Source organism: Rhodopseudomonas julia (assembly GCF_030813515.1).
GTDB classification, from domain to species: Bacteria; Pseudomonadota; Alphaproteobacteria; order Rhizobiales; family Afifellaceae; genus Afifella; species Afifella julia.
In genome coordinates this window covers 1534854-1560659 of record NZ_JAUSUK010000002.1, presented here as the reverse complement: position 1 = coordinate 1560659, position 25806 = coordinate 1534854, and the positions used below count along the sequence as shown (strand labels likewise).

Below are 25806 nucleotides of genomic sequence, written 5' to 3'. Positions count from 1 at the left end.
CTAGAACCCCATCGGACCCCGGGGCCCGCGCCGTTGGCCGCTTGCGGCTTCACCCGGCTGACCCATCACGACCCGGTCGCCTTCCGAGAGACCGGAGACCACCTCTGCCCGGATCTTGTCATTGAGGCCGATTTCCACGTGGCGTTCCACGACGTTGCCATTCGCCTCCAGCACATGGACGGAGTATTTCCCGTCGGCGCCTTTGCTGCCGAGTGCGGCCGACGGCAAAATCAAGACGTCATTCGCTTGGCCGAGGACGATGTGGACTTCCGCCGTCATGTAGGTGCGCAGCTCACGATCCTGGTTCGGCACCTCGAAGATGCCGTTATAATAGATCGCCTTTTCCGAGGCGGAGCTCGAGGAGCTCGAAGAAGAGGAGGCGACCATGCTGTCGCTGGTGATCGATTCCGGCGCCGGCTCGATGAACGAGAGGGTCGATTCGTAGCGACGGTCCGGATTTCCGAGCACGGTGAAATAGACGGGCTGGCCCGGCTTGACGTCGACGACATCGACTTCGGAGATTTCAGCTCGCACGGTCATCGTGTCGAGCTGCCCGAGAATGACGATCGTCGGGGCCGACTGGATGGCGTTCACCGTCTGCCCCTCCTGCGTCACCACCCAAAGCACGGTCCCGTCCATCGGGGCGGTGATTTGGGTGTAGCCGAGATCGACCTTCGCTGTTTCGACGGCCACCTCCGCTTCGGCGATCTGCGCGTCGAGGGCGGCGATCTGTGCCCTGGTCACCTTCACGGTGGCTTCCGCTTCTTCGTAGTCGGCCCGGGAAACCGCATTCTGGTTGATCATGCGCGTCTGTCGCGCGAGAGCCTGTTCGGCCTGAACGAGCGTCGCTTGCTTTTCCTCTTTTTGCGCGCGGACGTTGGCGAGAGAAGCCTCCGCCGTGCGCAGGTCGTTCGCCTGCGTCTCCGAATCGATCTCCGCGATGAGATCGCCTTCCTTTACGCTGTCGCCCACGCTGACTTTGAGAGACGTGACGCGGCCTGACACCTGTGCACCTACGGCAACAAGTTTCGCCGGCTTCAGGATGCCCGTGGCGAGGACCGTCTTCTCGATATCGCCGCGGGTCACCGCAGATGTCATGATCTCCGGCGGCTCTTCGGCGAAGTAGTTGGTTTTCACCCAATAGCCGGCCCCGCCGATCAGGAGGATGGCGACCAGAAGCCAGATGAGCTTGGAGCGCTTGCGCTTGCGGGCCGCCATCACGTTGCCGATCTTTGTGCCCTAATGCTGCACGAAGACGACCGGCCTGGTCTTCGGCCGGTCGACGATCTCCGGCTCGTCGATCCGCACCCGACCGTCCCAGCCGCCGCCCAGCGCCTTTTGCAGGGCGATATAATCCTGCGTGATCTCCACGCGGCTCGCGAGCAAGGCATCCTCCGCGGAATAAAGCGAGCGTTCCGCGTCGAGCACGTCGAGGAAGCTCGATGAACCGCTCTTATAGAGTGTCCGGGCAAGGTCGGCCGCCTGCCGGTAGGCCTGTGTGGATGTGGCAAGCTTGCCGTAGCGGATGCGCTCCTGGGACAGCCCGACGATGGCGTTCTCCACTTCCTCCAGCGCGTTGAGCACGGACGATTTGTAGGCGATGAAATACTGGTCACGCTGAGCCCGTGCGACATCCGCCGCAGCGGCGAGCTGGCCGCCATGGAAAAGGGGAATGCTGAGGCTCGGACCGAACGACCAGGCGATCGAGGAATGGTCTGCAAGATCGCCGATCTGAGCACCAGATGTGGCGATGTTGCCGAGGAGACTGACACTCGGGAATCGATCCGCCTCGGCCGCGCCGACCCGCGCTGTGTATTGGGCGAGCTGTCTCTCTGCCATACGCACATCGGGGCGTGTGTTCAAAATTTCGGCCGGAATGCCGGTCGGGATCGGCAGCTTTGGCCGCGGAATCGGTTTGCTCTTCTTGAGCTTGCTCTCAAGCGCGCTGGGCGCCTGACCGGTCAACACGCCGAGCCGGTGCAACGCTTCGGCGTAGGAGGTGCGCAGGGAGGGAATCGTCGCCTCCGTGTTGGCCGCCTGACCCGTGGCGTTGGCCACATCGAGCGAGGAGGCTGCACCCGCCTCAAACTTGTTGCGGGTGATTTCCGCGGTCTCGCGCTGTGAAGACGCGGTGCGCTGGGCAAGTGCGATGCGTGCCTGATAGCCCCGCAGATTGACGTAGTTGGATGCAACATCGCCGATCAACGTCAAAAGCGTGTTGCGCAGGTCTTCTTCGGCGGCATCGACACCGTAGCGGGCGGCCTCGGCCGAGCGGCGATTCCCGCCGAAGAGATCGAGCTCCCAGGTTGCGTCGAAGCCGGCTTGATAACTCCAGGCCGTATTCGAACTTCCTGTGCTCGCACCGCTGCTTTTGGAACGCTTGCTGGAGCCGGATCCGTCAGTGGAGGGGAGGAGCGCGCCGGTGCTCTGGCGGTAGCTTGCCCGCGCCTCGCGGATCCGCGCCTTTGCCGAGGCGACATCGAGATTGCCTGCGACCGCTTCCTCGATGAGGGAATCGAGCAACGGATCGTTGAGGCGGCCCCACCAATGCGCGAGCTCCGGCGGCTGGGTCGGTTGCGTGGCGCCGCTGTGGCTCCAGCTCGCGGGGAGCGCCATCAGAGGTTTTTGATAGTCCGGTCCCACCATGCAGCCTGCGAGCCATGGGAGGGTCAGAAGCATCGCCACACTGGTGCGTCTGCCTCGACGATGCGAAGCCCGTGTCGCGATGGGGTGAGCGATCGTCTTTGTCATGCCTGGCGCTCGGTCTTTCTCTTCCGCCTAAGCCTGTGAAGCTGGCGCGGGGATGGTGTCGGCTGTGGAAGCCTGCGGATCGCGCCGTTTGGAAAACAGACGACGCACTGCGACGAACAAGAGAGGCGCGAAAAACACGCCCAGCGTCGTGGAGGCGATCATGCCGCCCATGACGCCGATGCCGACGGCATTCTGGCTGCCCGAACCGGCGCCATCTGCAATGGCGAGCGGCAAGACGCCGAGGATGAAAGCGAGCGAAGTCATCAGGATCGGCCGCAATCTCTGCCGACACGCTTCGAGTGTCGCTTCCACCAGGTCTTTGCCCTGTTTCTGCCAGTCTAGCGCGAATTCGACGATCAGAATGGCGTTCTTCGCCGCGAGACCGATGGTCGTCAGCAGACCGACCTTGAAATAGACGTCATTGGATTGGCCGAAATAGAGCGACGCCACGAGCGCTCCCAGAATGCCGATCGGCACGGTGAGGATCACGGCGATCGGGATCGTCCAGCTCTCGTAAAGCGCCGCAAGTGCCAGGAACACGACAAGGACCGAGATCGCATAAAGGGATGCGGCCTGATTGCCGGCGATGCGCTCCTGATACGACAAACCGGTCCATTCGTGTCCGAAGCCGGCTGGCAGCTCGGAAATCAGCTCTTCGACCTTCTCCATCGCCTGGCCGGAGCTATAGCCCGCACCCGCCGAGCCCTGGATTTCCATGGCCGGCAGCCCGTTGAAACGTTCAAGGCGCGGTGAGCCATAGGTCCATGTGCCGGTGGCAAACGCCGAGAAGGGAACCATCTTCGCGTCGGAATTGCGCACATACCATTGCTCAATGTCTTCCGGCTGCATGCGGAAGGGTGCATCGCCCTGCACATAGACCGGCTTCACCCGTCCCTTGTTGATAAAGTCGTTGACGTATTTGCTGCCCCAGGAGACCGAGAGGGTGCTGTCGATGTCGGAGAGGGCAAGAGAATAGGCGCTCGCTTTCTCCTGATCGATGTCGATGTGGTATTGGGAGGTGTCTTCCTGGCCATTGGGGCGTGTGCCGCTCAGAACCGGGCTTTGTGCCGCCAACCCGAGCAGTTGGTTGCGCGTCCCTTTGAGGGCGTCGTGGCCGGCGTTGTTGAGGTCCTGCAGATAGAAATCGAATCCGCCCGTCGCGCCGAAGCCCGGCAGGGCAGGCGGGTTGAGCACGAAGACGCGACCGTCCTTGATTCCCGATAGCGCACCCATAGCTCGTCCGGCGATCGCCTGCGCGCTCGCAGCTTCGCTCGTACGTTTCTCGAAATCGCTGAGGCGAATAAAGGCGAGACCGACATTCTGGCCCTGGCCGCCGAACCCGAACCCGACCTCCGTCATCACGCCGGCGACGTTGTCCGTCTCATCGTCGAGGAAGTAATCCTGCACCTGACGCATCACGTGCCACGTTCGCTCCTGGGTCGCGCCGGCAGGAAGCTGAACGCTGGCGATCAGGATGCCCTGGTCCTCGTCTGGCAGGAAGGAGCTCGGCAGCTTTGTGAAGAGATATCCGGTTGCCCCGGCGATGACGAGGAAGACGACAAGGAAGCGAAACGAACGCTTGATGATACCGCTGACGCCTGAGCGGTACCCGTTGGTCAAGCGCTCGAAAGAGCGGTTGAAGAGGCCGAAGACGCCTTTCTGCTTGTGTCCTTCCTTCACGGGCTTGAGCAGCGTTGCGCACAGGGCCGGGGTCAGGATGAGTGCGACGGCGACCGAGAGGATCATCGCGGTGACGATGGTCACGGAAAACTGGCGATAGATGATGCCGACCGAGCCGGAGAAGAACGCCATCGGCACGAAGACGGCGGAAAGCACCGTGGCGATGCCGATCAGCGCGCCCTGGATCTCGCCCATCGACTTGATCGTCGCCTCCTTGGGCGACAAGCCTTCTTCGTCCATCACGCGCTCGACATTCTCCACCACCACGATGGCGTCGTCGACGAGAAGGCCGATGGCCAGCACCATGGCGAACATGGTGAGGGTGTTGATGGAATAGCCGGCGAAGGACAGCATGGCGAAAGTGCCGAGCAGAACGACCGGAACGGCGATCGTCGGAATGAGCGTCGCGCGGATGTTCTGCAGGAAGACGAACATGACGATGAAGACGAGGACGATGGCCTCAAACAGCGTCTTCACCACCTCTTCGATGGAGAGTTCGACGAAGGGGGTCGTGTCGTAAGGATAGACGATCTCGACACCCCGCGGGAGCGTGCCGGCATTCGCGTCGAGCACATCGCGAACCTCTGCCGCCGTGGAGATGGCGTTGGCACCGGTGGCGAGATAGATCGCGAGACCGGCGGCGGGTTTGCCGTTGTAGCGTGAGCTCGTGTCGTAGCTCTCCGAGCCGATTTCGACACGCGCCACGTCGTTGAGCCGCACGATCGATCCGCCGGTCGCGCTCTTCAGGATGATGTTCTCGAATTGCTCGACGGTCTGAAGGCGGCTCTTGGCGGTGAGGGTGACGTTGAGCGCCTGTCCCTGGACCTGCGGTTCGGCGCCGAGCTGGCCGGCGGACACCTGCGTGTTCTGGGCCTGGATTGCCGCCGTCACGTCGCTCGGCATCAACGAGTATTTTTGCAGCTTGGCAGGGTCGAGCCAGACGCGCATGGCGTAGCCCGAGCCGAAAAGGCGGGTCGAGCCGACGCCGCCGAGGCGGCTCAAAGGGTCGTTCAACGTCGATTGAACGTAATCGGCGAGGTCCGTGGTCGTCTGCGAGCCGTCGGTCGACACAAATCCGACGACCATCAAGAAGCTCTGCGTCGACTTGGTGACCGTCACGCCATTGTTGACGACGGCCTGGGGCAGTTGCGATTCCACAAGCTGCAGCTTGTTTTGCACCTGCATCTGCGCGACGTCGGGATCCGCTTGATTGGTAAAGGTGAGCTGGATGGAGGCGGAGCCGGTCGATGTCGACGACGAGGTCATGTAGTCGAGAAAATCGATGCCGGTCATGCCCTGCTCGATCACTTTCGTCACCGAGTTCTCGACCGTCTCCGCATCGGCGCCCGGATAATTGGCGGAGATCTGAACCGTTGTCGGAGAGATCTGCGGATATTGCGAGATGGGCAGGGTGGTCAGGGCAAGCAGGCCGCCCAGCATCACGACAAGCGCAATGACTGCGGCGAAAACCGGCCGTTCGATGAAGAAGCGCGACATGGGTGTGGGTCAGCCCTTCTGCGCGGGTTCGTCGGAGAGGGCGGCATTTTCGGGAAGCGCCTCTGAAAGCGCCTGAACTTCGCCTGTCTCCTCGTCGATGGTGACTTCGATGGCACGCACGCTTTCGCCGTCTTTGACGGATTGGGCGCCTTCCACGATGAGCCGGTCGCCATCCGAGACGCCGCCGTCCACGAGCCAATCTTTGCCGATGCTGCGCTGTACGCTCAGCACGCGCTGGTCCACCTTGCCGTCGGCATCGACGAAAAACGCCACCGCCTCGCCATCCGGGTTGTGGGTGACGGCGCGCTGCGGGACGAGAAAGCTTCCCTCTGAGATGCCCTCTTGGAGGATGCCGCGCACATACATGCCCGGAAGAAGCACTCTCTCAGGGTTCGGAAAGATCGCGCGAACTGTGAAAGTGCCGGTGGTCTCGTCGATGACCGATTCCATGAACTCGAGCGTTCCGTCTTGGGCATAGGTGCTGCCATCGTCGAGCTTCAGCCTGACGGCGACGTTTTTACCCGAGGTCTTGATGCGCCCTTCGTCGACGGCGCGCCTCAATCTGAGCAGGTTCGTGCTGGATTGGGTGACGTCGATGTTGATTGGATCGAGCGTGCGGATCGTCGTCAGCGCGGTCTCTTGATCGGCGGTGACGAGCGCGCCCACGGTGATCGCCGAGGCACTGATACGGCCAGAGATCGGCGCCTTGACCTTCGTGTGATCGAGGTTGATGCGGGCGGATTCGAGATCGGCCTTGGCTGATGCAACATCGGCCTGCGCTTGCAGGAGGTCCGAACGAGCATCGTCAACATCCTGCTTGGAGACGGCATTCTGGGCCACGAGCCCCTCATAGCGTTCCACCTTGGCCTGGGCGCTTGGGACCTTCGCTTCGGCTTTCTGAAGCGCTGCAGCCGCCACGTCGTACGCTGCCTGGTAAGAGGCGCTGTCGATCTCATAGAGAACGTCGCCTTCTTTGACCTCGCTGCCTTCTTCGAAGGCGCGCGCGCGGATGATGCCGCCAACCTGGGGCCGCACCTCCGCCACCAGGGAGGCCGCCACGCGCCCAGGAAGTTCGGCTGTGATGGTGGTCGATCCCGGATGGAGAGCAATGACGCTCACCTGCGGAGAATTGCTCTGCACCGGCGGCGTATTTTGTTCCTCAGACGGGTTACAAGCGCTGAGAAGTAAGGTCGCGGCGAAAGTGCCCACAACGAGGTTGAGCGAGGAGGATCGCAGCCTATCGTAGAGTTTGGATAGGCGGTTGATGTGGGGCGAGTTGGCGAGACGCGGTGGGATCCTCCGACGCCGGGTTTCGGGGGCATCTGTCGCTGAGAACGGAAGAAAGATTTCCTTGCGATGGCCGCCTGATGAGGGGCTGCAGAAAATCATTCGCGCATTTCGCCGTTTACGCGAGGCGTTATTTCCGCGATAACCATAATTGGGAAAAGGACTGTCTTGAGCCATGTTGAGACCGGGGGGTGCTACAGCGTAAGGATTGGGAGGGAGAAGCTGTGCCCATTAATATAAAACGCAATCGTACCTATAATCATCCCTGGCGCTCTGTCAAGCCGCTCAGGTGACCGATATGCATTCCGTAGCCTCTTCAAAAGACGAAGAAACCTTAAATCTCGGCAAGGCTGAGGGCGGCTCTGAGGCTCCTCGCGGACGTGGCCGTCCGAAAGTCATGTCGGATGAAGCCCAAAGCGCGATCATCCTGCAGAAGGCGCGCGAGCTGTTCCAGGAGAGCGGCTATGCGCGCACGACGATGGACGAGGTCGCGGCCCGGTGCCGGATTTCGAAGCGCACGCTTTACCGGCTTTTCCCCAGCAAGACGGAGCTCTTTGCCGCCATCATCGACGCCCATCGCCAGACCATGCTGGCGCTCCCGGGCGATTATGAGGAGATGTCGTTGCAGGAGGCGCTCGAAGCCATTTTTCGCATCGACATCTCCGAAGAAGCCGATCGTGAGCGCATCGCTCTTTTGCGTTTCGTGATGGTGGAATCGCGGCATTATCCGGAGTTGCACGAATTGGCCCGCCAGCGCGGCGGCGAGAGATCGCGAGCTCTGCTGGGTGAATGGTTTGACAAGCAGCGCCAACTCGGGCGTATCGATGTCGACGATGCATTGAGTGCCGGGAAGATTTTGATGGACATGATCTTCGGTGCCATTGTTTTCAAGACGCCGGGAGACCCCGAATTAGGCGGTGGTGATGATCGCAAGGGCTATCTGCGCCGCTGCATTCGGATATTTTTGAATGGAGTGCGTCCCCGGTAGGGGCGACGGTGGCGAGCAGGTAATGGATCAACACGTTAAGAAGACCGATTCACACTCCGCCTTTGATTGGGCGGATCCTTTTTTCCTCGACGATCAGCTGAGCGAAGAAGAGCGGCTGATCCGGGACACGGCGCACGATTACGCGCAGGAGAAGCTCGCCCCGCGGATTCTCGAAGCCTACGCCAAGGAAAGAACCGAGCCGGAAATCTTCGCGGAAATGGGCGAACTCGGCCTTCTCGGGATTACCATTCCCGAAGAATATGGCTGTGCGCATGCCTCCTACGTCGCCTACGGCCTCGTGGCGCGTGAAGTCGAGCGGGTCGATTCGGGATACCGCTCCATGATGAGCGTCCAATCCTCGCTCGTCATGCATCCGATCTACGCCTATGGCGATGAAGCTCAGCGGCGGAAGTATCTGCCGAAGCTCGCAAGCGGCGAATGGATTGGCTGCTTCGGTCTAACCGAGCCTGATGCCGGCTCCGACCCGGCAGGGATGAAGACGCGGGCGGAGAAGGTGAGCGATGGCTATCGTCTCACCGGCTCCAAGACGTGGATCTCCAATGCTCCGCTTGCCGACGTGTTCGTGGTTTGGGCGAAATCGGCCGAACATGACGGTGCGATCCGCGGTTTCATTCTCGAAAAGGGTATGCCGGGTCTTTCCGCGCCCAAGATCGGCGGCAAGCTGTCTCTGCGTGCGTCGATCACCGGCGAGATCGTCATGGACGGCGTCGTGGTGCCGGAAGAGAATCTGTTGCCCAACGTTTCGGGGCTGAAAGGTCCCTTCGGTTGTCTCAATCGCGCACGCTATGGAATTGCTTGGGGCGTCATGGGAGCAGCCGAGGATTGCTGGTTCCGTGCAAGGAGTTACGCGCTGGAGCGGAATCAGTTTGGCAGGCCGCTTGCCGCCACTCAGCTGATTCAGAAGAAGCTGGCAGACATGCAGACTGAGGTCGCTTTGGGACTGCAGGCCGCTTTGCGCGTCGGCCGTCTCTTTGACGACGGCAAGATGGCGCCTGAGATGATTTCGCTCATCAAGCGCAACAATTGCGGCAAGGCTTTGGATATTGCCCGTGTCGCCCGCGACATCCATGGCGGCAACGGTATCCAGGAAGAATACCACGTCATGCGCCATGCGCAGAACCTCGAGACCGTCAACACCTATGAGGGGACGCACGACATCCACGCGTTGATCCTCGGCCGTGCCCAGACGGGTATTCAGGCCTTTTTTTGATCTGAGGCTCGGTGTCGACAAATGAACAAGCCGCTTGAGGGCGTTAAAGTCATCGAGCTCGCCCGAATTTTGGCTGGGCCCTTCGCCGGTCAGGTCCTCGCCGATCTCGGTGCGGACGTGATCAAGATCGAGGAGCCGAGCAAGGGGGATGATACGCGGCACTGGGGGCCTCCTTTCGTCGTCAATCCGGACGGTGGATCGGAGGGGGCCGCCTATTTTCACGCCTGCAACCGGGGCAAGCGTTCAATCGGGGTCGATATCGCCACGCCCCGAGGGCAGGAAATCGTGCGACGGCTTTGTGCCGATGCCGACGTGCTCGTCGAGAACTTCAAGCTTGGCGGCTTGAAGAAATATGGGCTCGACGCGGCGACGCTCCGTCGGGACTTTCCCCACCTGATTGTCTGCTCCATCACCGGCTTCGGACAGACCGGGCCCTATGCGTCCCGCGCCGGCTACGACGTGATGATTCAGGGCATGTCGGGGATCATGTCTCTGACGGGCGAGCCGGACGGCGAGCCGATGAAGATGGGCGTCGCCTTCGCCGACATCTTCACCGGGCTTTATTCCGTCATCGCGATTCAGGCGGCGTTGCGGGCACGCGAGGCGAGCGGTGAGGGGACGCACATCGACATGGCGCTGTTTGATTCCATGACGGGCGTCCTCGCCAACCAGGCGATGAACTATCTCGTGACCGGCCAAAATCCCAGACGTGCCGGAAACGCGCATCCCAACATCGTACCCTACCAGGTGTTCGCCGTCAGCGACGGCCATTTGATCATCGCAGTCGGAAACGATCGGCAGTTTCGTGCTCTTTGTCGGATTCTCGGCAACGAGGAATGGGCGGACGATCCGCGTTTCGCCAACAATGCCGCGCGTGTCGCAAATCGACCTGATCTTCTCGGACTCCTCTGTCCAAAACTCGCGTCCTGGCAGCGAGCGGAAATGCTTCAGCGTCTCGAGGCGGCGGCGATCCCTGGCGGACCGATCAACACATTGTCTGAGGTGTTTGCCGACCCGCAATTGCGCGAACGCGGCATGGTGATAGCCGCCGAGATGGCCGGCGGCGCCTTCTCTCTTCCCGGGTTGCGCACGCCGATCCTCTTCGACGGATCGCCGCTTGCCGCCCAATCGGGCTCTCCGCGGCTCGACGAGCACGGTCAGGAGATTTTGCGCGAAATCGATATGGAAGAAACGGCCTCAGAAGCCTGAGCCGGCACGGCGGTTCAGGCGCATGTCGACTGCTGTGTCTCGTCAAAGCGGCCGAGAATTTGCGGATTCGCAAGCGCCGTCATGTCTTCGCCGTCTGAGCGGCCTCGAAACTCATTGAGGAAAGCCGGCACGTCGTCGGCGGGCATCGGGCGTGCGAAGTAATAGCCCTGTGCCTCGTCGCACTTCATCTCCCGCAAGATCGCCAGCTGCTCGGCATCCTCCACGCCCTCGGCCACCACCGTCATTCCGAGGCGCGCGCCAAGCGTGACGATGGCGTGGACGATTGCGCCGTCACTGGTGCCCCGCAGAAACGACTTGTCGATCTTCAGTCTGTCGATCGGAAACTGGTTGAGATGGGTGAGAGAGGCGTACCCCGTCCCGAAATCGTCGAGCGCGATCTTGATGCCTGCAATATGCAGGGCGCGCAGCGCGTCCCCGACCATTTCGGCGCTCCACCCCATATAGGTGTTTTCCGTCACCTCGAGGACGAGGCGAGAAGGGGGCACGCCCGCCGCCGCGAGCTTGTCCAGGATCACCTCGGTGAGATTTCCGCTACGGAACTGCGCCGATGAGAGGTTGATGGCAACGCGGCCGAATTCGACGCCGTCGTCGAGCCAGCGCCGCATCTGGTCAATGGCGCTGTCGAAAGCGAGTTCACCGAGCTGATGCCCGCATTCTGAATCCTCGAATGCGGAGATGAAGGCTGCGGGTGTGAGAAGGCCTTTGCTGGGATGCTCCCACCGCATCAGCGCTTCGAGCCCCGTCACCTGGCAGGAATCCGCGAGACTGACCGTCGGCTGATAGAATAGCTTGAAACGGTTCTCCTTGAGGCTGCTGCGCACATCCTGCATGAGCTCGGCTCGGCGCTCCACCGCAAGGCGCATCCAGGGTTGGAAGCCGATCAGGCGATTGCGTCCTGCGAGTTTGGCGCGGAACAAGGCGATGTCGGCGTTCTTCAAAAGATCCGTCGGGTTCTCATGATGCTGCGGACACATAGCCGCTCCGGCGCTCGCCGTAATGGAGAAGTTGCGCCCGTCGTGTTCGACGGGATGGCGCAGCAATTCCATCACCCGTTCGACGGCCTTGTGGATGTCGGCGGCCGTCTTGATGCCGGGCATGATGATGGCGAATTCGTCGCCGCCGAGACGGGCAACCGTGTTGTTTTGCCCGAAAACGCGCTGCAGACGTTCGCCGATGAGGCAAAGGAGTAAGTCCCCGGCGTCGTGGCCGAGCGTATCGTTGACCGTCTTGAAGTGATCGAGATCGAGCATGATGAGCCCGACGCTCGTCCGTGTCTCGCGCGCATGGGCAATGGCACCCGACAAGCGCTCATGAAACAGCGCACGGTTGGGGAGTCCCGTCAGGCCGTCGCGGAACGCCAGGCGCTCGATCTCTGCATTGTGCTGGTGTTGCTCGGTCACATCCTGCACGCTGCCGATCACATGCGCGACCCGACCGTCACTCCACTCGGCTTCGGCGAGGCACCTGATCCAGCGTCGATGGCCTTTTGCCGTGGTGATCTCGACCTCATGGTCGAAGCGCTTGCCTTCCTGGACGAGGGCGGTCACCGCTTGCTGCGCGTCTGCGTCGCTTGCACTTGAGAGCGTCTGCTTGAAGAATTCGCGCGTCGGATTGACCCGACGGTCGAGTTCAAAGATGCGATACATCTCCTCCGACCAGGTCAGGCTGTCATTGCGCACGTCGAGCTTCCAGCTGCCGACTTTGGTCAGGCGGGTGGCCTGTGCCAGAAGCCGCTTTTGTCGGCGCAAATCGATGATCGTGCGTCTGCGCGACAATTCGTTCATGGCAAGAGAGGCGAGCATTGCGAGCCGCTCTGTCTCGCCCGCGGAAAGGTGACGCGGCCGCGTGTCGATGAGGCAGAGCGTACCCACCGCAACGCCAGGACGGACGATAAGCGGCGCTCCCGCATAAAAGCGAAGGTGTCGTCGCTGCACCCATTCGTTGCCGTGAAAACGAGGGTCCTGCAGGGCGTCTTCGACGACAAAGACCCCGTCGGAAAGCACGGCCCAGCTGGAGATCGCTTCACTACGTGGAATCGGGCGATCGCCGGCACCGCAACTTGCAAGGACAACCTCTTCGGTCGCATCCATGAGCGTGACGAATGCAAGCGGGACCTCAAACAGGCTTTGTGCAAGACCGCAGATCTCGTCGAGCGCCTTTTCCGATCCGCCATCGGCAAAACGATAATGTAGAACTTCCTGGAGCCGTTCCTGCTCATTGGCCGGGCAGGGGCACATAGCCTCCTGTAACTGTGCGGCCGTCATGACGTTGTCCTCTTGGTTCCCCCGACGCAAACCTGCCGGCAAGCAGTAAAAGCTTTGTCCATCTTTTCAGATAAAGGGGAGTTAATCGCTCGGGAGAGCCGTGCTTCGGATGACGGCAATCCGTCACAGTGTCAAACCGACGTGACACATTACGCCGTCGGTGTAGATTGCCTATAAAGAGGCTCATGGCGACAGGACGGTCTCTGAGGGTGATCCTAGCTCAGCCACGCGGTTTCTGCGCGGGCGTGGAACGTGCGATCACGATCGTGGAGCGCGCGCTCGCGCTTTATGGCCCCCCCGTCTATGTGCGTCACCAGATCGTTCACAATCAGCAGGTTGTCGACGCGCTCAAGGAGCGCGGCGCTGTCTTCGTGGAGGAGACAGACGAGATCCCGGACGGCTCGATCACCGTCTTCAGCGCGCATGGTGTGTCCCGCGCGGTTGCCGATCGCGCCGCGTCGAAGAAGCTCGACGTGGTCGATGCGACCTGCCCGCTCGTTCAAAGGGTGCAAAGGGAAGGCCGCCGCTACGCCGCGCAAGGCTACGACGTGGTGCTCATCGGACATGCCGGTCATGCCGAGGTGGAGGGCACGCGCGGCCAGATCGACGGTCGTCTCCACATCCTGTCGACGCCCGAGGCGGTGGCTAAGATCGATGTCGCGGATCCCGAGCGCGTGGCCTACATCACCCAGACGACCTTGAGCCTGCTCGACACACGCAACGTCATTGCGGCCTTGAAGGCCCGCTTTCCTTCGATCGTCGGGCCGGAGACGCGCAACATCTGCTATGCGACACAGAACCGGCAGACGGCAGTGCTGGATCTCGCCGACAGTGTCGAAATGCTGGTCGTGATGGGCTCCGCCAACAGCTCCAATTCAAGTCGGTTGCGTGAACTCGGAGAGGCGTCGGGCATACCGAGCTATCTGATCGAGGCACCGCACGAGCTTGATCCGGCATTGCTTCAGGACGTTGATCGGCTCGGCGTCACGGCCGGCGCCTCGGCGCCGGAGGCGAGCGTTCAAGCGGTCCTGACTTGGCTGCGAACTTTCCGCACACTTCATGTAGAAACCCTGGACGGAATCGAAGAAAGAGTTCACTTCAAACTGCCTCAGAGACTTCTTCGAGAGGCTCTGGCCGATGCCTGAGCCTTGCTGGCGGAAAGCTTGATTTTGCGTTCCTGGCTTGTGAGGATGGTGTTTCATCTGGCGTCTCTCTTTCGAAAAAGTCTCAATCCTTTCATGAACCTGGGCGAGCGCTGCGGCGTCAGCCCGTCGTTGTCCGGCCCGGCGTCAGCCGGTCGGATGTTGAGCTGCGAAGCTGACATTTCGGGCGCGTATCGGCCCAAGCCGCAAGGTTGAACAAACATGGCAATGCCGTTTCCCTTCTCCGCCATCGTCGGCCAGGACGAGATGAAGACAGCGCTGCTTCTGGCGGCGATCGACCCATCCATCGGCGGTGTCCTCGTCTTCGGAGACAGGGGCACCGGAAAGTCTACGGCGGTGCGCGCATTGGCGGCTCTGCTGCCGAAGATGCGTGTCGTCGTGGGCTGCCCCTATGGCTGCGATCCCGCCAATCCGGGCGCTTTCTGCGACAGCTGTAAGGAGAAAGCGGCGGAAGGCGACTTGAAGACGCGCCAGGTCCCGGTTCCCGTGATCGATCTGCCGCTCGGAGCGACCGAAGACCGCGTGGTCGGGGCGCTCGATCTCGAACTGGCGCTCACAAAGGGCGAAAAGGCGTTCGAGCCCGGTCTTCTCGCCCGTGCGCATCGCGGCTTTCTCTATATCGACGAAGTGAACCTTCTCGAGGACCACCTCGTCGATCTTCTCCTCGATGTCGCCGCCTCCGGTGAGAACGTCGTCGAGCGCGAAGGTTTGAGCGTTCGCCATCCCGCCCGCTTCGTGCTCGTGGGCAGCGGCAACCCGGAAGAAGGCGAGCTGCGCCCGCAGCTTCTCGACCGTTTCGGTCTTTCCGTCGAAGTGAAGACCCCGACGGATTTGCCGACGCGCATCGACGTGATCCGCCGTCGTGACACGTACGAACATGACCCCGCTGCGTTCGTCGAGCACTGGAAGCGCCGCGACGGCAAGCTGCGTTCGCGTCTGACCGCTGCGCACAAGCGTCTTGGCGATGTGTCTGTTCCTGACAAGGCTTTGGAGCGCGCGGCCGAGTTGTGCATGGCGCTTGGCACGGACGGTCTGCGGGGCGAGCTGACGCTGATGCGGGCCGCACGGGCGCTCGCAGCATTCGAAGGCGACGCGGAAGTGGGTGACAAACATTTGCGTCAGGTGGCGCCACCGGCACTCCGACACCGCTTGCGGCGCAATCCCCTCGACGATTCCGGTTCCTCGGTGCGCGTCGGTCGCGCCCTTGAGGAGCTTTTCGGCGCTTAAAGGTGCGAAGGTGATGAGCGAGCGCTCAGCAGAAGATCCGATTTGGGGCGATGCGCTTCTTGCCGCGGCATTGTTCGCCGTTGCCCCTGCGCAGCTCGGCGGTGCTGCGATACGCTCTCTCGCAGGCCCGGGCCGCGATGCCTGGCTTGAAGCTCTGCGTGCTCTTTTGCCCGATGAGGCTCCCATGCGCCGGGTGCCGCTGCATGCCAGCGAGAGCCGCATTTTGGGCGGGCTGGATCTGACGGCGACCCTGCGCGCCGGGCGTCCGGTCGCCGAGCGTGGCATCCTCGCCGCGGCCGATGGTGGCGTCGTCGTTCTCGCCATGGCGGAGCGCATGGAACTGAACAAGGCCGCTCATCTCGTCGCCGCACTCGATGCCGGCGAAGTCGTTCTCGAACGCGATGGCCTTGCGTTGCGGACGCCAAGCCGTTTCGGCGTCGTCGCCCTCGATGAGGGCTTGTCGCAAGAGGAGCGACCGCCCGCCGCGCTCATGGACCGGCTCGCCTTCCATATCGATCTTTCCGGCGCCACCTTGCGGGATCTTGAGCCTTCCGTTGTGACGGCGGAAGAGGTGACGGCCGCCGCTGCGCGTTTCAGCGCCGTGGCCCTCTCCGACGAGGCGCTGCAGGCGCTGTGCACGACGGCGATGGCACTTGGGATCGGCTCTCTGCGCGCGCCAATGCTGGCCGCACGGGCCGCAAAGGCGCACGCTGCCTTGTGCGGCGAAGATTCGGTCGGCGAGGTGGACCTGCAGACGGCCGCTCGTCTCGTTCTGGCGCCGCGCGCCACGATGATCCCGCAAATGGAGGATCCGGAGGACGAATCCACCGAGGAACAACCGCCCGAGCCGCAGGAACCTCCGGAAGAAACCGAGCAGAAGGACGAATCGGAGGCCAAGGACAAGCCGCTCGATGACGTGATCCTGGAAGCCGCACAGGCTGCCATTCCGCCGGGCCTCCTGGCCATGTTGAAGATGGGGCTCGACCGCCACAACCGCGGCTCTTCGGCCGGGGGCAAGGCGGGCGCGCAAAAACAGTCGAAGACGCGCGGCCGGCCGATCGGTACGCGACAGGGCGATTTGCGTGATGGGATGCGCCTCAATGTCGTGGAGACGTTGCGTGCTGCCGCTCCCTGGCAGCCGATCCGCCGAACGGCGCGCGGGGAGGTGCTCGAACCAGGCAAACGTCCGGCACGCGTCGAGGTTCGGCGCGACGATTTCCGCATCTCGCGTCACAAGGAGCGGTCGGAGACGGCCACCATCTTTGTCGTCGATGCGTCGGGCTCGGCGGCCTTGCATCGCCTCGCCGAGGCCAAGGGGGCCGTCGAGCTCCTCTTGGCCGATTGCTACGTGCGCCGCGACCAGGTGGCGCTGATCGCCTTTCGCGGACGTGAGGCCGAGCTCCTTCTGCCCCCGACGCGGTCTTTGACGCGCGCCAAGCGCAGCCTCGCAGGGCTGCCGGGCGGAGGTGGTACCCCGCTCGCGACGGCGATCGATGCGGCCGCGGCCCTCGCCGATAGCGTCAAACGCAAGGGCCAGACGCCGAGCATCGTCTTCTTGACCGATGGACGCGCCAATATCGCGCGTGACGGCGAGCCGGGGCGTTCTCAGGCCGAGGAGGATGCGTTGGCCTCCGCCAGGGCCTTTCGTCTGGCTGGTTTTCGCGCCGTTCTCGTCGATACTTCGCCAAGGCCGCAACCGAAGGCGGAGAAGCTTGCCGGGGAAATGGCTGCGATCTATCTGCCGTTGCCCTATGCGGATGCCGAAGGCCTCTCGCAGGCGGTGCGTGCCGTTTCCTCGAACGTGCCGGCAGCGGCATAGTCCGCTCGACGTGTGGCGACGAGAATGACGGCTGGTGGAGTGATGCGAGGGCGATTCGTCGGATGACCAGGAAGCTCGACTGGGAGAAGGAAGGCCGTAATTGGCCGAACCGGGCCGCGAGCCGCTTTGTCGATGCGGCGGGGCTGCGCTGGCATGTGCAACAAATGGGGGAGGGGCCGTCGCTTGTGCTCCTTCACGGCACTGGCGCCACGACCCATTCCTGGGGTGCGATCCTTCCGCTTCTGGCCGAGCGCTTTTCGGTCACGGCTATGGATCTTCCCGGACACGGCTTCACCTCGACGCCGGCGGCTCATCGGCTGTCGATGCCGGGAATGGCCGATGCTGTGGCAGGGTTGCTCGATGTTCTTGCCGTGCGTCCGACCATCGTTGCCGGGCATTCGGCGGGCGCGGCCATCCTGATGCGTATGGATCTCGACAGACATCTGGATTCCGACCTTCTGATCAGTCTCAACGGGGCTATTCTGCCTTTGTCCGGGATGGCCGGGCAGTTTTTCTCGCCCGTGGCGAAGATCCTGGCACGCACGTCACTGTCAGCGCGCTTTTTTGCCTGGAGCGCCGATCGGGACGAGAACGCGGTCAAACGGTTGATCGACGGAACGGGCTCGAAACTGAGCCAAAAGGACATCGACTGGTACGAAATGCTTGCCCGCAACACCGGTCATGTCTGGGCGGCAATCAACATGATGGCAAATTGGGAGCTCGGCCCATTGGAGCGTGATCTCCCGAAGCTCAAGACGCCACTCGTTCTCGTTACCGGCGGTGAGGATGGTTCCATCGATCCCTCGACCGCATTTCGTGTCAAAGACATCTTGCCGTCTGCCCGAGTCGAGTATCTCCGCGGTCTTGGTCATCTCGCGCATGAGGAAGCGCCGGGGCAGGTGGCCGACCTCATCTTCCGCCTGGTCCGGGAGGAAACGCGAGTTTTTGACGCCTGAGGCGGCGCGATGGGCCGGAATTGTCGCGGCCGTGATGCCTTGAGCCGCGTTGCGCGAAACGCCCTCTCAGGTGTACATGTCAGGTTATGTTGACACGTGCTTCAGCTTCAATTCCGGTCGCTGAGATGGCGGAGCGTCGCCCGCATGCGATCGTTATCGGCAGCGGCTTCGGCGGTCTTGCCGCGGCCATCCGTCTCGGCGCTCGAGGATACCGCGTAACGGTTCTTGAGAAGCTCGATCAACCGGGCGGTCGTGCCTACGTCTTTCGCCAGGACGGCTTCACCTTTGATGCCGGGCCGACCATCGTCACGGCGCCTTTTCTCTTCGAAGAACTCTGGCGCCTGGCCGGCCGTGAGTTTTCCGACGATATTACGCTGAAGTCGTTGAGCCCGTTCTATCGGCTGATCTTCGCCGACGGCACGACGTTCGAAGAGTTTTCCGATCCGGACGTCATGCGCAAGGAAGTCGCGCGTATCTCGCCGCAGGATGTGGAAGGCTATGACCGTTTCATGGCCGAAAGCGAGGCGATCTTCCGCGTCGGGTTCGAACAACTTGCGCATGTGCCGTTCGGCTCCTTGCTCGATATGGCCAAGGTGCTGCCGGATTTTGTGCGGCTGCAGAGTTTCCGCAGCGTTTATTCCTGCGTCTCGCGTTATGTGAAGGATGAGCGCCTGCGTATCGCGCTGTCCTTTCATCCGCTCTTCATCGGCGCCAACCCCTTCCGGACCACGTCGATCTACGCCATGATCACCTTCCTACAGCGGCATTGGGGGGTGCATTTCGCCATGGGTGGAACGGGCGCGCTGATCGAAGGGATGGCGGGCCTGGTCGCGCATCAGGGCAACGAGGTCCGTCTCAATGCCGAGGTCGACGAGATCCTGGTCGAGAATGGGCGCGCCTGCGGCGTTCGCCTCGCCTCGGGAGAGACGATCGCTGCCGATGTCGTCGTTTCCAATGCCGATTCGGCCTTCACGTATCGCAAGCTTTTGCGCAGCGTGAAGCGGCGTCGCTGGACCAACGAAAAGATCGATCGCGCACGCTATTCGATGAGCCTCTTCGTCTGGTATTTCGGCACTGATCGCACCTATCCAGACGTGGCTCATCACACGATCCTGCTCGGCCCGCGCTACCGGGAATTGCTCAGCGATATCTTCGATAAGAAACGTCTCGCGCCCGATTTCAGTCTCTACCTGCATCGGCCGACGGCGACGGATCCTTCGCTCGCGCCCGCTGGATGTGACACATTTTACGTGCTGTCTCCGGTCCCGCATCTCGGCGGCAACACCGATTGGCGCACCGAAGCGGAGGCTTATCGCCAGACGATCGAAGAACATCTGAGCAAGACCATCCTGCCGGACCTGAAATCGCATGTCATCAGTTCGCGCATGACGACGCCTTTGGACTTCCGCAATCGGCTTCTGTCGCTCAATGGTGCCGCCTTCGGGCTGGAACCTGTTTTCACGCAGAGCGCCTGGTTCCGTCCCCATAACAAGAGCGAAGAGGTCGACCGGCTTTATCTCGTGGGTGCAGGCACGCATCCGGGAGCCGGCCTGCCGGGTGTTCTGTCTTCCGCCCGCATTCTCGATGAGGTCGTCCCTGATGCTGCCGCGCTGGCCTGAGCAACGTCTGGCCTCAGCTGCCGATCACGCCGCCTGTCGCGAGCTCATTCGCACGGGCTCGCGCACGTTCTTTGCTGCATCGCTTCTTTTGCCTCCGGCGGTGCGTGGCCCCGCTTATGCGCTTTATGGCTTCTGCCGTCTTTCCGACGATGCCGTGGATCTCTCCAACGGCAAGGCGGAAGCGCTCGAGCGCCTGCGTGCGAGGCTCGACGCGGCCTATGCGGCACGTCCCGCAGCCGTTCCGGCGGATCGCGCGTTTGCCGAGATGGTTCTTTGCTATGGCCTACCTCGCGCCCTGCCGGAAGCCTTGCTCGACGGCTTCGCCTGGGATGTCGAGGGGCGCCGCTACGAGACGATCGGCGAACTCAACGCTTATGCGGCACGTGTCGCCGGTACGGTCGGCGCCATGATGACAGTGCTCATGGGCGAGTGTGATTATCCGGTTCTGGCGCGGGCCTGCGATCTCGGCGTGGCGATGCAGCTCACCAACATCGCTCGTGATGTCGGCGAGGATGCGCGCGCGGGCCGCATCTATCTGCCGCTCGAATGGATGCGCGAGGAGGGGATCGATCCCGATATCTGGCTGGAAGACCCGAAATTCTCTCCGGAGCTCGGTCGCGTCATCCAAAGGCTCCTCGATTATGCCGACGAGCTTTACCTGCGTGCCGCGAGCGGCATTGCACGTTTGCCGTGGCGATGCCGGCCCGCTATCAGGGCCGCTTGCTATCTTTATGCCGAGATTGGACGCGAGCTCGAACGCAGGGGGCTCGATTCGGTGTCACGCCGAACGGTCGTCCCCGCTTCGCGCAAGGCGTTGCTGCTTGCTTGCTGCGCGGCTGGCCGATCTGCACAGACCCATCTGGTGTTCGCACCGCTGCCGGAAACACGCTTCCTCGTAGAAGCGGCAGCTACCTCGTCAGCCTATCCACTCCGGGACATGGCTGTGCGGCGGCGCGGGTTCGGCGAGCAGGCGGAGTGGGTGATCGACCTCTTCGCCCAGCTTAACGAGAGGGAAGCGGCAGGCCGTATTCGCCTCTAGAGCAGCTGCGGCTGCCAATCTTTGCCTCGGGGGGAGAGCATGGATGCAACGACGATCGTCTTGATCGAACTCATCTTTTTCTTCGGCGGCGTCCTCGTCTTCGGCATTTGGCAGATTGTCTCTGTGCGTCGCGCGGACAGGCAAGCGAAGCTCGAGGAAGAGAGCAAGCAGGCACTCGACCGGCGGCCGCCGCGCTGAGCGACGTCAGCGGCCGTTCCCCGCACGCGATAGGCTTTGATGAAACCTTCACAAGAAGCAGGGAGAGGAAAATGGGTGAAATGGCATTGTTGCCGTCGTTGACTTTGATGACGCTCGGCGGCCTGATCGCGTTGGCGATCGTCTTTGTCGTCTACAAAATGAAGAGTCGCCGGCCACGGTGATGCAAATCGACAGCGCCGACGACGAGGTGGTCGCCGGCGCCTTTTCGAAGCTGAAGCTCAGCGCAGCCGCGGCATGCGGAAAGGCAGCAGCATCTTAACCCATCGGGTTTTGAAGCGGTCGAGAGACAGGCTTTCGTGCACGGCCTTCACTGGGGCACCTGCCAGATGCGTCGCGACGAGAGAACGCGCGTAGAAAGGTGTGTCCTCGAACGTGTCCAACACGCGCGCCTCGCTGCCGACCTCGCAATGCGTGCTACGCGCAATGCGCCAGAGAGTCGAAGGCAGGGGAGCTGGGGCGGGAACGTCGAAATCCCGGGCGTTGCCTTCACGGTCGAAGAGAAGCGCAAGCGTTTTGCTGCCTTCCCGTCGTCGCTGCATGTCGTAAAGGATTGCAGCGCCTTCCGGATGCGCCGCGCGGGACCAGTCCCATTGGCGAAAGCCGTCTTCCAGCGGTTCGCTGCCCCAATTGGAATCCAGATACGCCTCGCCCTGCCAGGCGCGCGACGGCTTTTCCATTGCCACTTCCGCATGACCGCACGGTCCGATGGGCCACCAGAAGTGCTTGCCCGCCTCGTCGAGCTGATAAGGGCCGGGTGTGATCGCGTGCGGGGTGATTCTCACCGTGCCTTTCAGACTCGAGGGAATCGGCACGGTGGTCTCGTCGATGCGAATGGTGAGCGTGCGCCCGTCCCAGGAAAGCGCGCTCGGGCCGATGACGAGCGCGTCGGGGCCCTGCTGCAGGCGGCCACGTCCGCGTTCGGTGAGCGACCAGCGCTTGCCGCCTTCGCCGTAAAGCGCGACGTTCAATCCGCAATGATCTTTGGGATCCGTCTCGCCGCGGTCTCGTGCCCAGGCGTAATAAGGTGAGAAGACGGAGCCGATGAAGGCGATGATGGTCAGACCCTGGCGACCATCCTCGCTCAGCGCGTCGACATACCACCAGCGGTAGCCGCGGGGCGGGACCGTCGTGTCGAAACACAATCGTCCATCAGGCTCGTGGCGGCGATCTTCCCCGACAGTGCCGCCATCGGAACACCCGCTCCCGGATGCACGCTGCCCCCGGCCAGATAGAGTCCCTTCAGCTTGGTTCGCGCCCCCGGCCTCTCGAACGACGCCTTCCACCCGTGCGACGCCTGGCCGTAGAGCGCTCCCCCCGTCGCCGGGAAAAGCTGGTTGAACCCCTGGGGCGCCGTGATCACCGTCGCCTCTGCGTCGTGTTTGATCGTCAGGCCGCATTTTTCCATGAGTTGGAATGTCTGTGTCTCGCATGCCGCGATCTCGCTGTCAGTGAGGGGCGCGCTGTCGCCACGCGCTGGTGCGTTGATGAGGCAAAACAGCCGCTCAGGTCCAGCCGCAACGGAAACCGCATTGTCGCCGCGGTCTTGGGCACAGAGATAGACCGTCGGAACTTCCGGCGGCCGCCCGGCTTTGAAAATGCGGTCGAACTCGCCCTCGTAATCGTCTGAAAAGAATACGTTGTGGCGAATAAGAGGAAATCCCTCTGCCTCCGCCGTCATCGCCCAGGTGATGGCTGAGAGGGAGCGCTCGGCAGAGGCGGGGAGGCTAATGGCGCGGCGAGAGGCCTCACCGGCGAGCCCTGCCGCGAGCGCCGCGACATCGCCGTTGAAGATGACGGAATCGGCTTCCAGGCGTTCACCCGATGCAAGGGCCACACCTGTTGCCTTTCCTCCTTCGGAGAGGATTTCCGTCACTCTTTCGCCGTAGAGGAACTCCGCGCCCCTGGCCTCCGCGAGGCGGGCGAAGGTCTCCGCCACTTCGTGCATGCCGCCCTCCACGAGCCACACGCCCTCCTGTTCGACATGGGCGATCAGCATCAAGGTGGCGGGCGATGAAAACGGCGAGGAGCCGCAATAGGTGGCATAACGGCCGAAGAGCTGCTTGAGGCGCGGGTCTTTGAAGTATTCACCGAGTGCCCGCCACATCGTCGTGAACGGGCTGATCTGCATGAGACCCGGCAGGCCGAAGAGACCAACGCCGCGAACGAGACTTTCCACGCTCGGACGTGGCGTGCGGATGAACGGTTCGTCGAGCGTGTCGAAGATGCGCTTGGCCCGGGCACAGAAACGGCGATAGCCGCGCCCTTCGTCGGGGCCAGCAAAGGCCGAGATCGCCTCGGCGCTTTCGTCTATGTCGGCGAAGAGGTCGAGACGTTCATCCGCGTTCCAGGCGTGACGCGCGAGGATCGACAAGGGGCTGAGCGAAAGTGCATCGCCGAGATCGACACCGGCATCCGCAACGATCTCCTCAAAGAGATCGCGCATCGTGAATACGGTCGGACCCGCATCGATCCGGCGGCCCCCGGCTGCGACTTCTCGCATCTTGCCGCCGGGCGCATTTTCTTTATCCACGACCGTCACGGCGCAACCTTTGGCAGAGAGGATGAGGGCCGCCACAAGGCCCCCGATCCCGGCCCCGACGATCACCACCCGCTCGCTCCGCACCGCGACATTTACTCCTACATGACTTTGTTGACTTCAGGCTAGCATCTGTCCATCGTAATTGACACTCCCTGTGACAATAGGGACTTACAGACAGCGTGAAGGGGGGCGTTATGGAAGCCTTGGTCCGCATCGAGCAGGCGCTCGACATGGCTGTGGCGTATGCCGAAGCACCAGGGGCCCCGCCACAGTTGGCGCAGGCGATGCGCTATTCTGTTTTTCCGGGTGGGGCACGTATCCGTCCGAGGCTTTGTCTTGCCGTGGCGCATGCTTGCGGTGATGACGCGCCCGATCTTTCCAACGCGGCGGCAGCGGCGATCGAGCTCTTCCATTGCGCTTCGCTCGTACACGACGATCTTCCTTGCTTCGACGATGCGGAATTGCGGCGCGGCCGTCCTTCGGTCCACCGGGCCTTCGGCGAGCCGCTGGCGGTTCTTGCTGGCGACGCTCTCATCGTGCTTGCTTTTGAGACGCTGGCGCGGGCAGGAGCCTGCGCCCCTCAACGGCTCGCCGGTCTCACTTTGACGCTTGCCCGCTCGGTTGGCATGCCGGCCGGAATCATCGCCGGTCAGGCGTGGGAAAGCGAGCCGAGGGTGTCTGTCTCCGATTACCAGCGCGCGAAGACGGGGTCGCTCTTCGTAGCTGCGACCGCTGCTGGCGCTCTGGCCGCGGGTGCCGATCCGGCGCCGTGGCGCGCGCTCGGTGATCGCCTTGGGGAGGCCTATCAGGTCGCCGATGACATTGGAGATGCCGTCGCCGCTGAGGAAGACAACGGCAAGCCGGTCGGGCGAGACATTGCTTTGGGCCGCCCGAGTGCGGTCGTTCAGCTGGGTCTCGCTGGTGCCATGGAGCGCCTCCGTGATCTCGTGAAGGGCGCAGTCGCCTCGATCCCGGATTGTCAGGGGTCTGACGAGCTCAAGGCGCTCGTGATGTCGGAATCGACGCGGCTCGTGCCAAAGCAGCTGTCCGATCGTGTCGCCGCCTGAGGCGGCAGGGAATATCGAAGGCAATCGGGTCGACCGTAATAAGATGAACGCCTCGGAACTGCGCGCATCGATACTCGACCGTGTCTACGCCCTGCGTGATCGTCTGGTCGGGAACAAGGAGTTTCGCGAGCGTGCCTCGCGCAACCTCCTGACGCGTCCCATTGCGCAGCACAATGCGCGCTCGCTCTTCGATATCTGCGCGGGTTTCGTCTATTCGCAGGTTCTTTTCGCCTGCGTGCGGCTCGATATTTTCCAGATTCTCGCCGATGGACCGCAGGATCTCGCATCGCTCGCCAGGCGGCTGAAGCTTGAGGAGAGCGAGGCGCGGCGGCTTCTGCGTGCGGCTGCCTCTTTGGGCCTTGTCTCCGTTCGAGGGGAAGGCCGCTATGGCCTCGGCACCCTCGGTGCCGCAATGGTCGACAATCCAGGCATTGCTGCGATGGTCGAGCACCATGCGCATCTTTATGCCGATCTCGCAGATCCAGTCGCTCTGTTGAGGGGCGAGGCGAAAGAGAAGCGGCTTGCCCGATACTGGGCCTATGCGGAGGCCGAAGATCCGCGGGCTCTGCCGGCAGAATCCATCGATGAATACACCGCCTTGATGGGTGCCTCGCAGACCATGATCGCCCAGGAGGTCCTGGCAACGAATGCGCTCGCCACCCGTCGGCGTCTCCTCGATGTCGGCGGTGGTGACGGCACTTTCCTGATGGAGGTGGCAAGGCGGGTTCCGGATCTCCAGCTGATGCTTTTCGATCTGCCGAGCGTGGCCGCCCGCGCGGAGACGCGGTTCGCTCAAGCGGGGTTGAGCCAGCGCGCTGCGGCCGTTGGTGGCGATTTCCTGCGCGACCCTCTGCCGCTCGGGGCAGATGTCATCTCGCTCGTACGCATCCTGCACGATCACGACGACGCGTCGGTGATGACGCTTTTGCGCGCCGCGCACGCGGCGCTGCCTCGCGATGGCATGCTTTTGATTGCCGAACCGATGGCGCCGGTGCCGGGTCGCGACGCCGCGGCCGAGGCCTATTTCGGCTTCTATCTCCTCGCCATGGGCAGCGGTCGGCCGCGCTCGGTCGGCGAGCTTCAGGCGATGTTGCGGGAGGCCGGATTTGGGCGCTCGCAGCAACTTGGAACGCCGACACCGGTCTTGGCGCGCGCTTTGGTCGCCTTCCGTGACGAGGCGCCTGTGTAAATCTAGCTTGACGTATCGATGGGTCAAGCTAGACTTACACT

Annotated in this window: 19 protein-coding genes; 12 read left to right on the top strand and 7 right to left on the bottom strand. The window is 62.5% G+C overall.

Annotation, left to right across the window (positions count from 1 at the left end; genetic code table 11):
* The 4 genes from J2R99_RS16505 to J2R99_RS16490 form a co-directional block, all read right to left on the bottom strand.
* Entirely contained in the window at positions 1-1218 is a 1218-nt protein-coding gene (locus J2R99_RS16505) for an efflux RND transporter periplasmic adaptor subunit (protein WP_307155466.1), read from the bottom strand.
* A 21-nt stretch (positions 1219-1239) separates the two neighbouring features.
* Complete coding sequence (locus tag J2R99_RS16500; RefSeq protein ID WP_307155465.1) at positions 1240-2679, bottom strand: efflux transporter outer membrane subunit; 1440 nt, start codon at positions 2677-2679, stop codon at positions 1240-1242.
* Positions 2680-2778: 99 nt separating this feature from the next.
* Entirely contained in the window at positions 2779-5928 is a 3150-nt protein-coding gene (locus J2R99_RS16495; protein ID WP_307155464.1) for an efflux RND transporter permease subunit, read from the bottom strand.
* A 9-nt stretch (positions 5929-5937) separates the two neighbouring features.
* Positions 5938-7068 (bottom strand): efflux RND transporter periplasmic adaptor subunit, encoded by a 1131-nt coding sequence (locus tag J2R99_RS16490; RefSeq protein ID WP_503167856.1) that lies wholly within the window; start codon positions 7066-7068, stop codon positions 5938-5940.
* Between the two features lie 445 nt (positions 7069-7513).
* Between J2R99_RS16490 and J2R99_RS16485 the strand changes: the two genes are divergently transcribed.
* Genes J2R99_RS16485 through J2R99_RS16475 form a run of 3 tightly spaced genes read left to right on the top strand, consistent with a single transcriptional unit; the run spans position 7514 to position 10643 of the window.
* Positions 7514-8203 carry a TetR/AcrR family transcriptional regulator gene (locus tag J2R99_RS16485; RefSeq protein WP_370872395.1) on the top strand — a complete coding sequence of 230 codons (690 nt, stop codon included), beginning with the start codon at positions 7514-7516 and terminating at the stop codon, positions 8201-8203.
* 22 nt (positions 8204-8225) lie between these two features.
* Complete coding sequence (locus tag J2R99_RS16480) at positions 8226-9434, top strand: acyl-CoA dehydrogenase (RefSeq protein WP_307155462.1); 1209 nt, start codon at positions 8226-8228, stop codon at positions 9432-9434.
* A 21-nt stretch (positions 9435-9455) separates the two neighbouring features.
* Complete coding sequence (locus J2R99_RS16475) at positions 9456-10643, top strand: CaiB/BaiF CoA transferase family protein (RefSeq protein ID WP_307155461.1); 1188 nt, start codon at positions 9456-9458, stop codon at positions 10641-10643.
* 14 nt (positions 10644-10657) lie between these two features.
* On the opposite strand, the gene J2R99_RS16470 is transcribed toward J2R99_RS16475, so the two are convergent.
* Positions 10658-12928, bottom strand: a complete 2271-nt coding sequence (locus tag J2R99_RS16470) for a putative bifunctional diguanylate cyclase/phosphodiesterase (protein ID WP_307155460.1) — start codon at positions 12926-12928, stop codon at positions 10658-10660.
* A 185-nt stretch (positions 12929-13113) separates the two neighbouring features.
* On the opposite strand from J2R99_RS16470, the gene ispH reads away from it, so the two are divergent.
* The 7 genes from ispH (at position 13114) to J2R99_RS16435 (ending at position 20949) form a co-directional block, all read left to right on the top strand.
* Positions 13114-14073, top strand: a complete 960-nt coding sequence (ispH, locus tag J2R99_RS16465; protein ID WP_307155459.1) for a 4-hydroxy-3-methylbut-2-enyl diphosphate reductase — start codon at positions 13114-13116, stop codon at positions 14071-14073.
* 219 nt (positions 14074-14292) lie between these two features.
* Entirely contained in the window at positions 14293-15318 is a 1026-nt protein-coding gene (bchI, locus tag J2R99_RS16460; RefSeq protein ID WP_307155458.1) for a magnesium chelatase ATPase subunit I, read from the top strand.
* Positions 15319-15331: 13 nt separating this feature from the next.
* On the top strand, positions 15332-17137 hold the full coding sequence (locus J2R99_RS16455; RefSeq protein WP_307155457.1) for a magnesium chelatase subunit D: 1806 nt from the start codon (positions 15332-15334) through the stop codon (positions 17135-17137).
* Positions 17138-17199: 62 nt separating this feature from the next.
* Complete coding sequence (bchO, locus tag J2R99_RS16450) at positions 17200-18093, top strand: alpha/beta fold hydrolase BchO (protein WP_307155456.1); 894 nt, start codon at positions 17200-17202, stop codon at positions 18091-18093.
* Between the two features lie 125 nt (positions 18094-18218).
* Positions 18219-19712: a phytoene desaturase gene (locus tag J2R99_RS16445; protein ID WP_307155455.1), complete on the top strand. Its 1494-nt coding sequence runs from the start codon at positions 18219-18221 to the stop codon at positions 19710-19712.
* Entirely contained in the window at positions 19693-20751 is a 1059-nt protein-coding gene (locus J2R99_RS16440; protein ID WP_307155454.1) for a phytoene/squalene synthase family protein, read from the top strand. The genes J2R99_RS16445 and J2R99_RS16440 overlap by 20 nt, the downstream gene beginning before the upstream one ends.
* Positions 20752-20790: 39 nt before the next feature.
* On the top strand, positions 20791-20949 hold the full coding sequence (locus J2R99_RS16435; RefSeq protein ID WP_307155453.1) for a hypothetical protein: 159 nt from the start codon (positions 20791-20793) through the stop codon (positions 20947-20949).
* Between the two features lie 239 nt (positions 20950-21188).
* Here the strand turns inward: J2R99_RS16435 and J2R99_RS16430 are convergent, their stop codons facing one another.
* Both J2R99_RS16430 and crtD read right to left on the bottom strand, forming a co-directional pair.
* Positions 21189-22112 (bottom strand): carotenoid 1,2-hydratase family protein, encoded by a 924-nt coding sequence (locus J2R99_RS16430; protein ID WP_307155452.1) that lies wholly within the window; start codon positions 22110-22112, stop codon positions 21189-21191.
* Positions 22052-23593: a 1-hydroxycarotenoid 3,4-desaturase CrtD gene (gene crtD, locus J2R99_RS16425; RefSeq protein ID WP_307155451.1), complete on the bottom strand. Its 1542-nt coding sequence runs from the start codon at positions 23591-23593 to the stop codon at positions 22052-22054. Before crtD ends, J2R99_RS16430 begins: the two co-directional genes overlap by 61 nt.
* Positions 23594-23703: 110 nt before the next feature.
* Here crtD and J2R99_RS16420 point away from each other — a divergent pair, with 110 nt between their 5' ends.
* Positions 23704-24576 carry a polyprenyl synthetase family protein gene (locus tag J2R99_RS16420; protein WP_307155450.1) on the top strand — a complete coding sequence of 291 codons (873 nt, stop codon included), beginning with the start codon at positions 23704-23706 and terminating at the stop codon, positions 24574-24576.
* A 43-nt stretch (positions 24577-24619) separates the two neighbouring features.
* Positions 24620-25765 carry a methyltransferase gene (locus J2R99_RS16415; protein WP_370872429.1) on the top strand — a complete coding sequence of 382 codons (1146 nt, stop codon included), beginning with the start codon at positions 24620-24622 and terminating at the stop codon, positions 25763-25765.
* Positions 25766-25806: the final 41 nt, after the last annotated feature.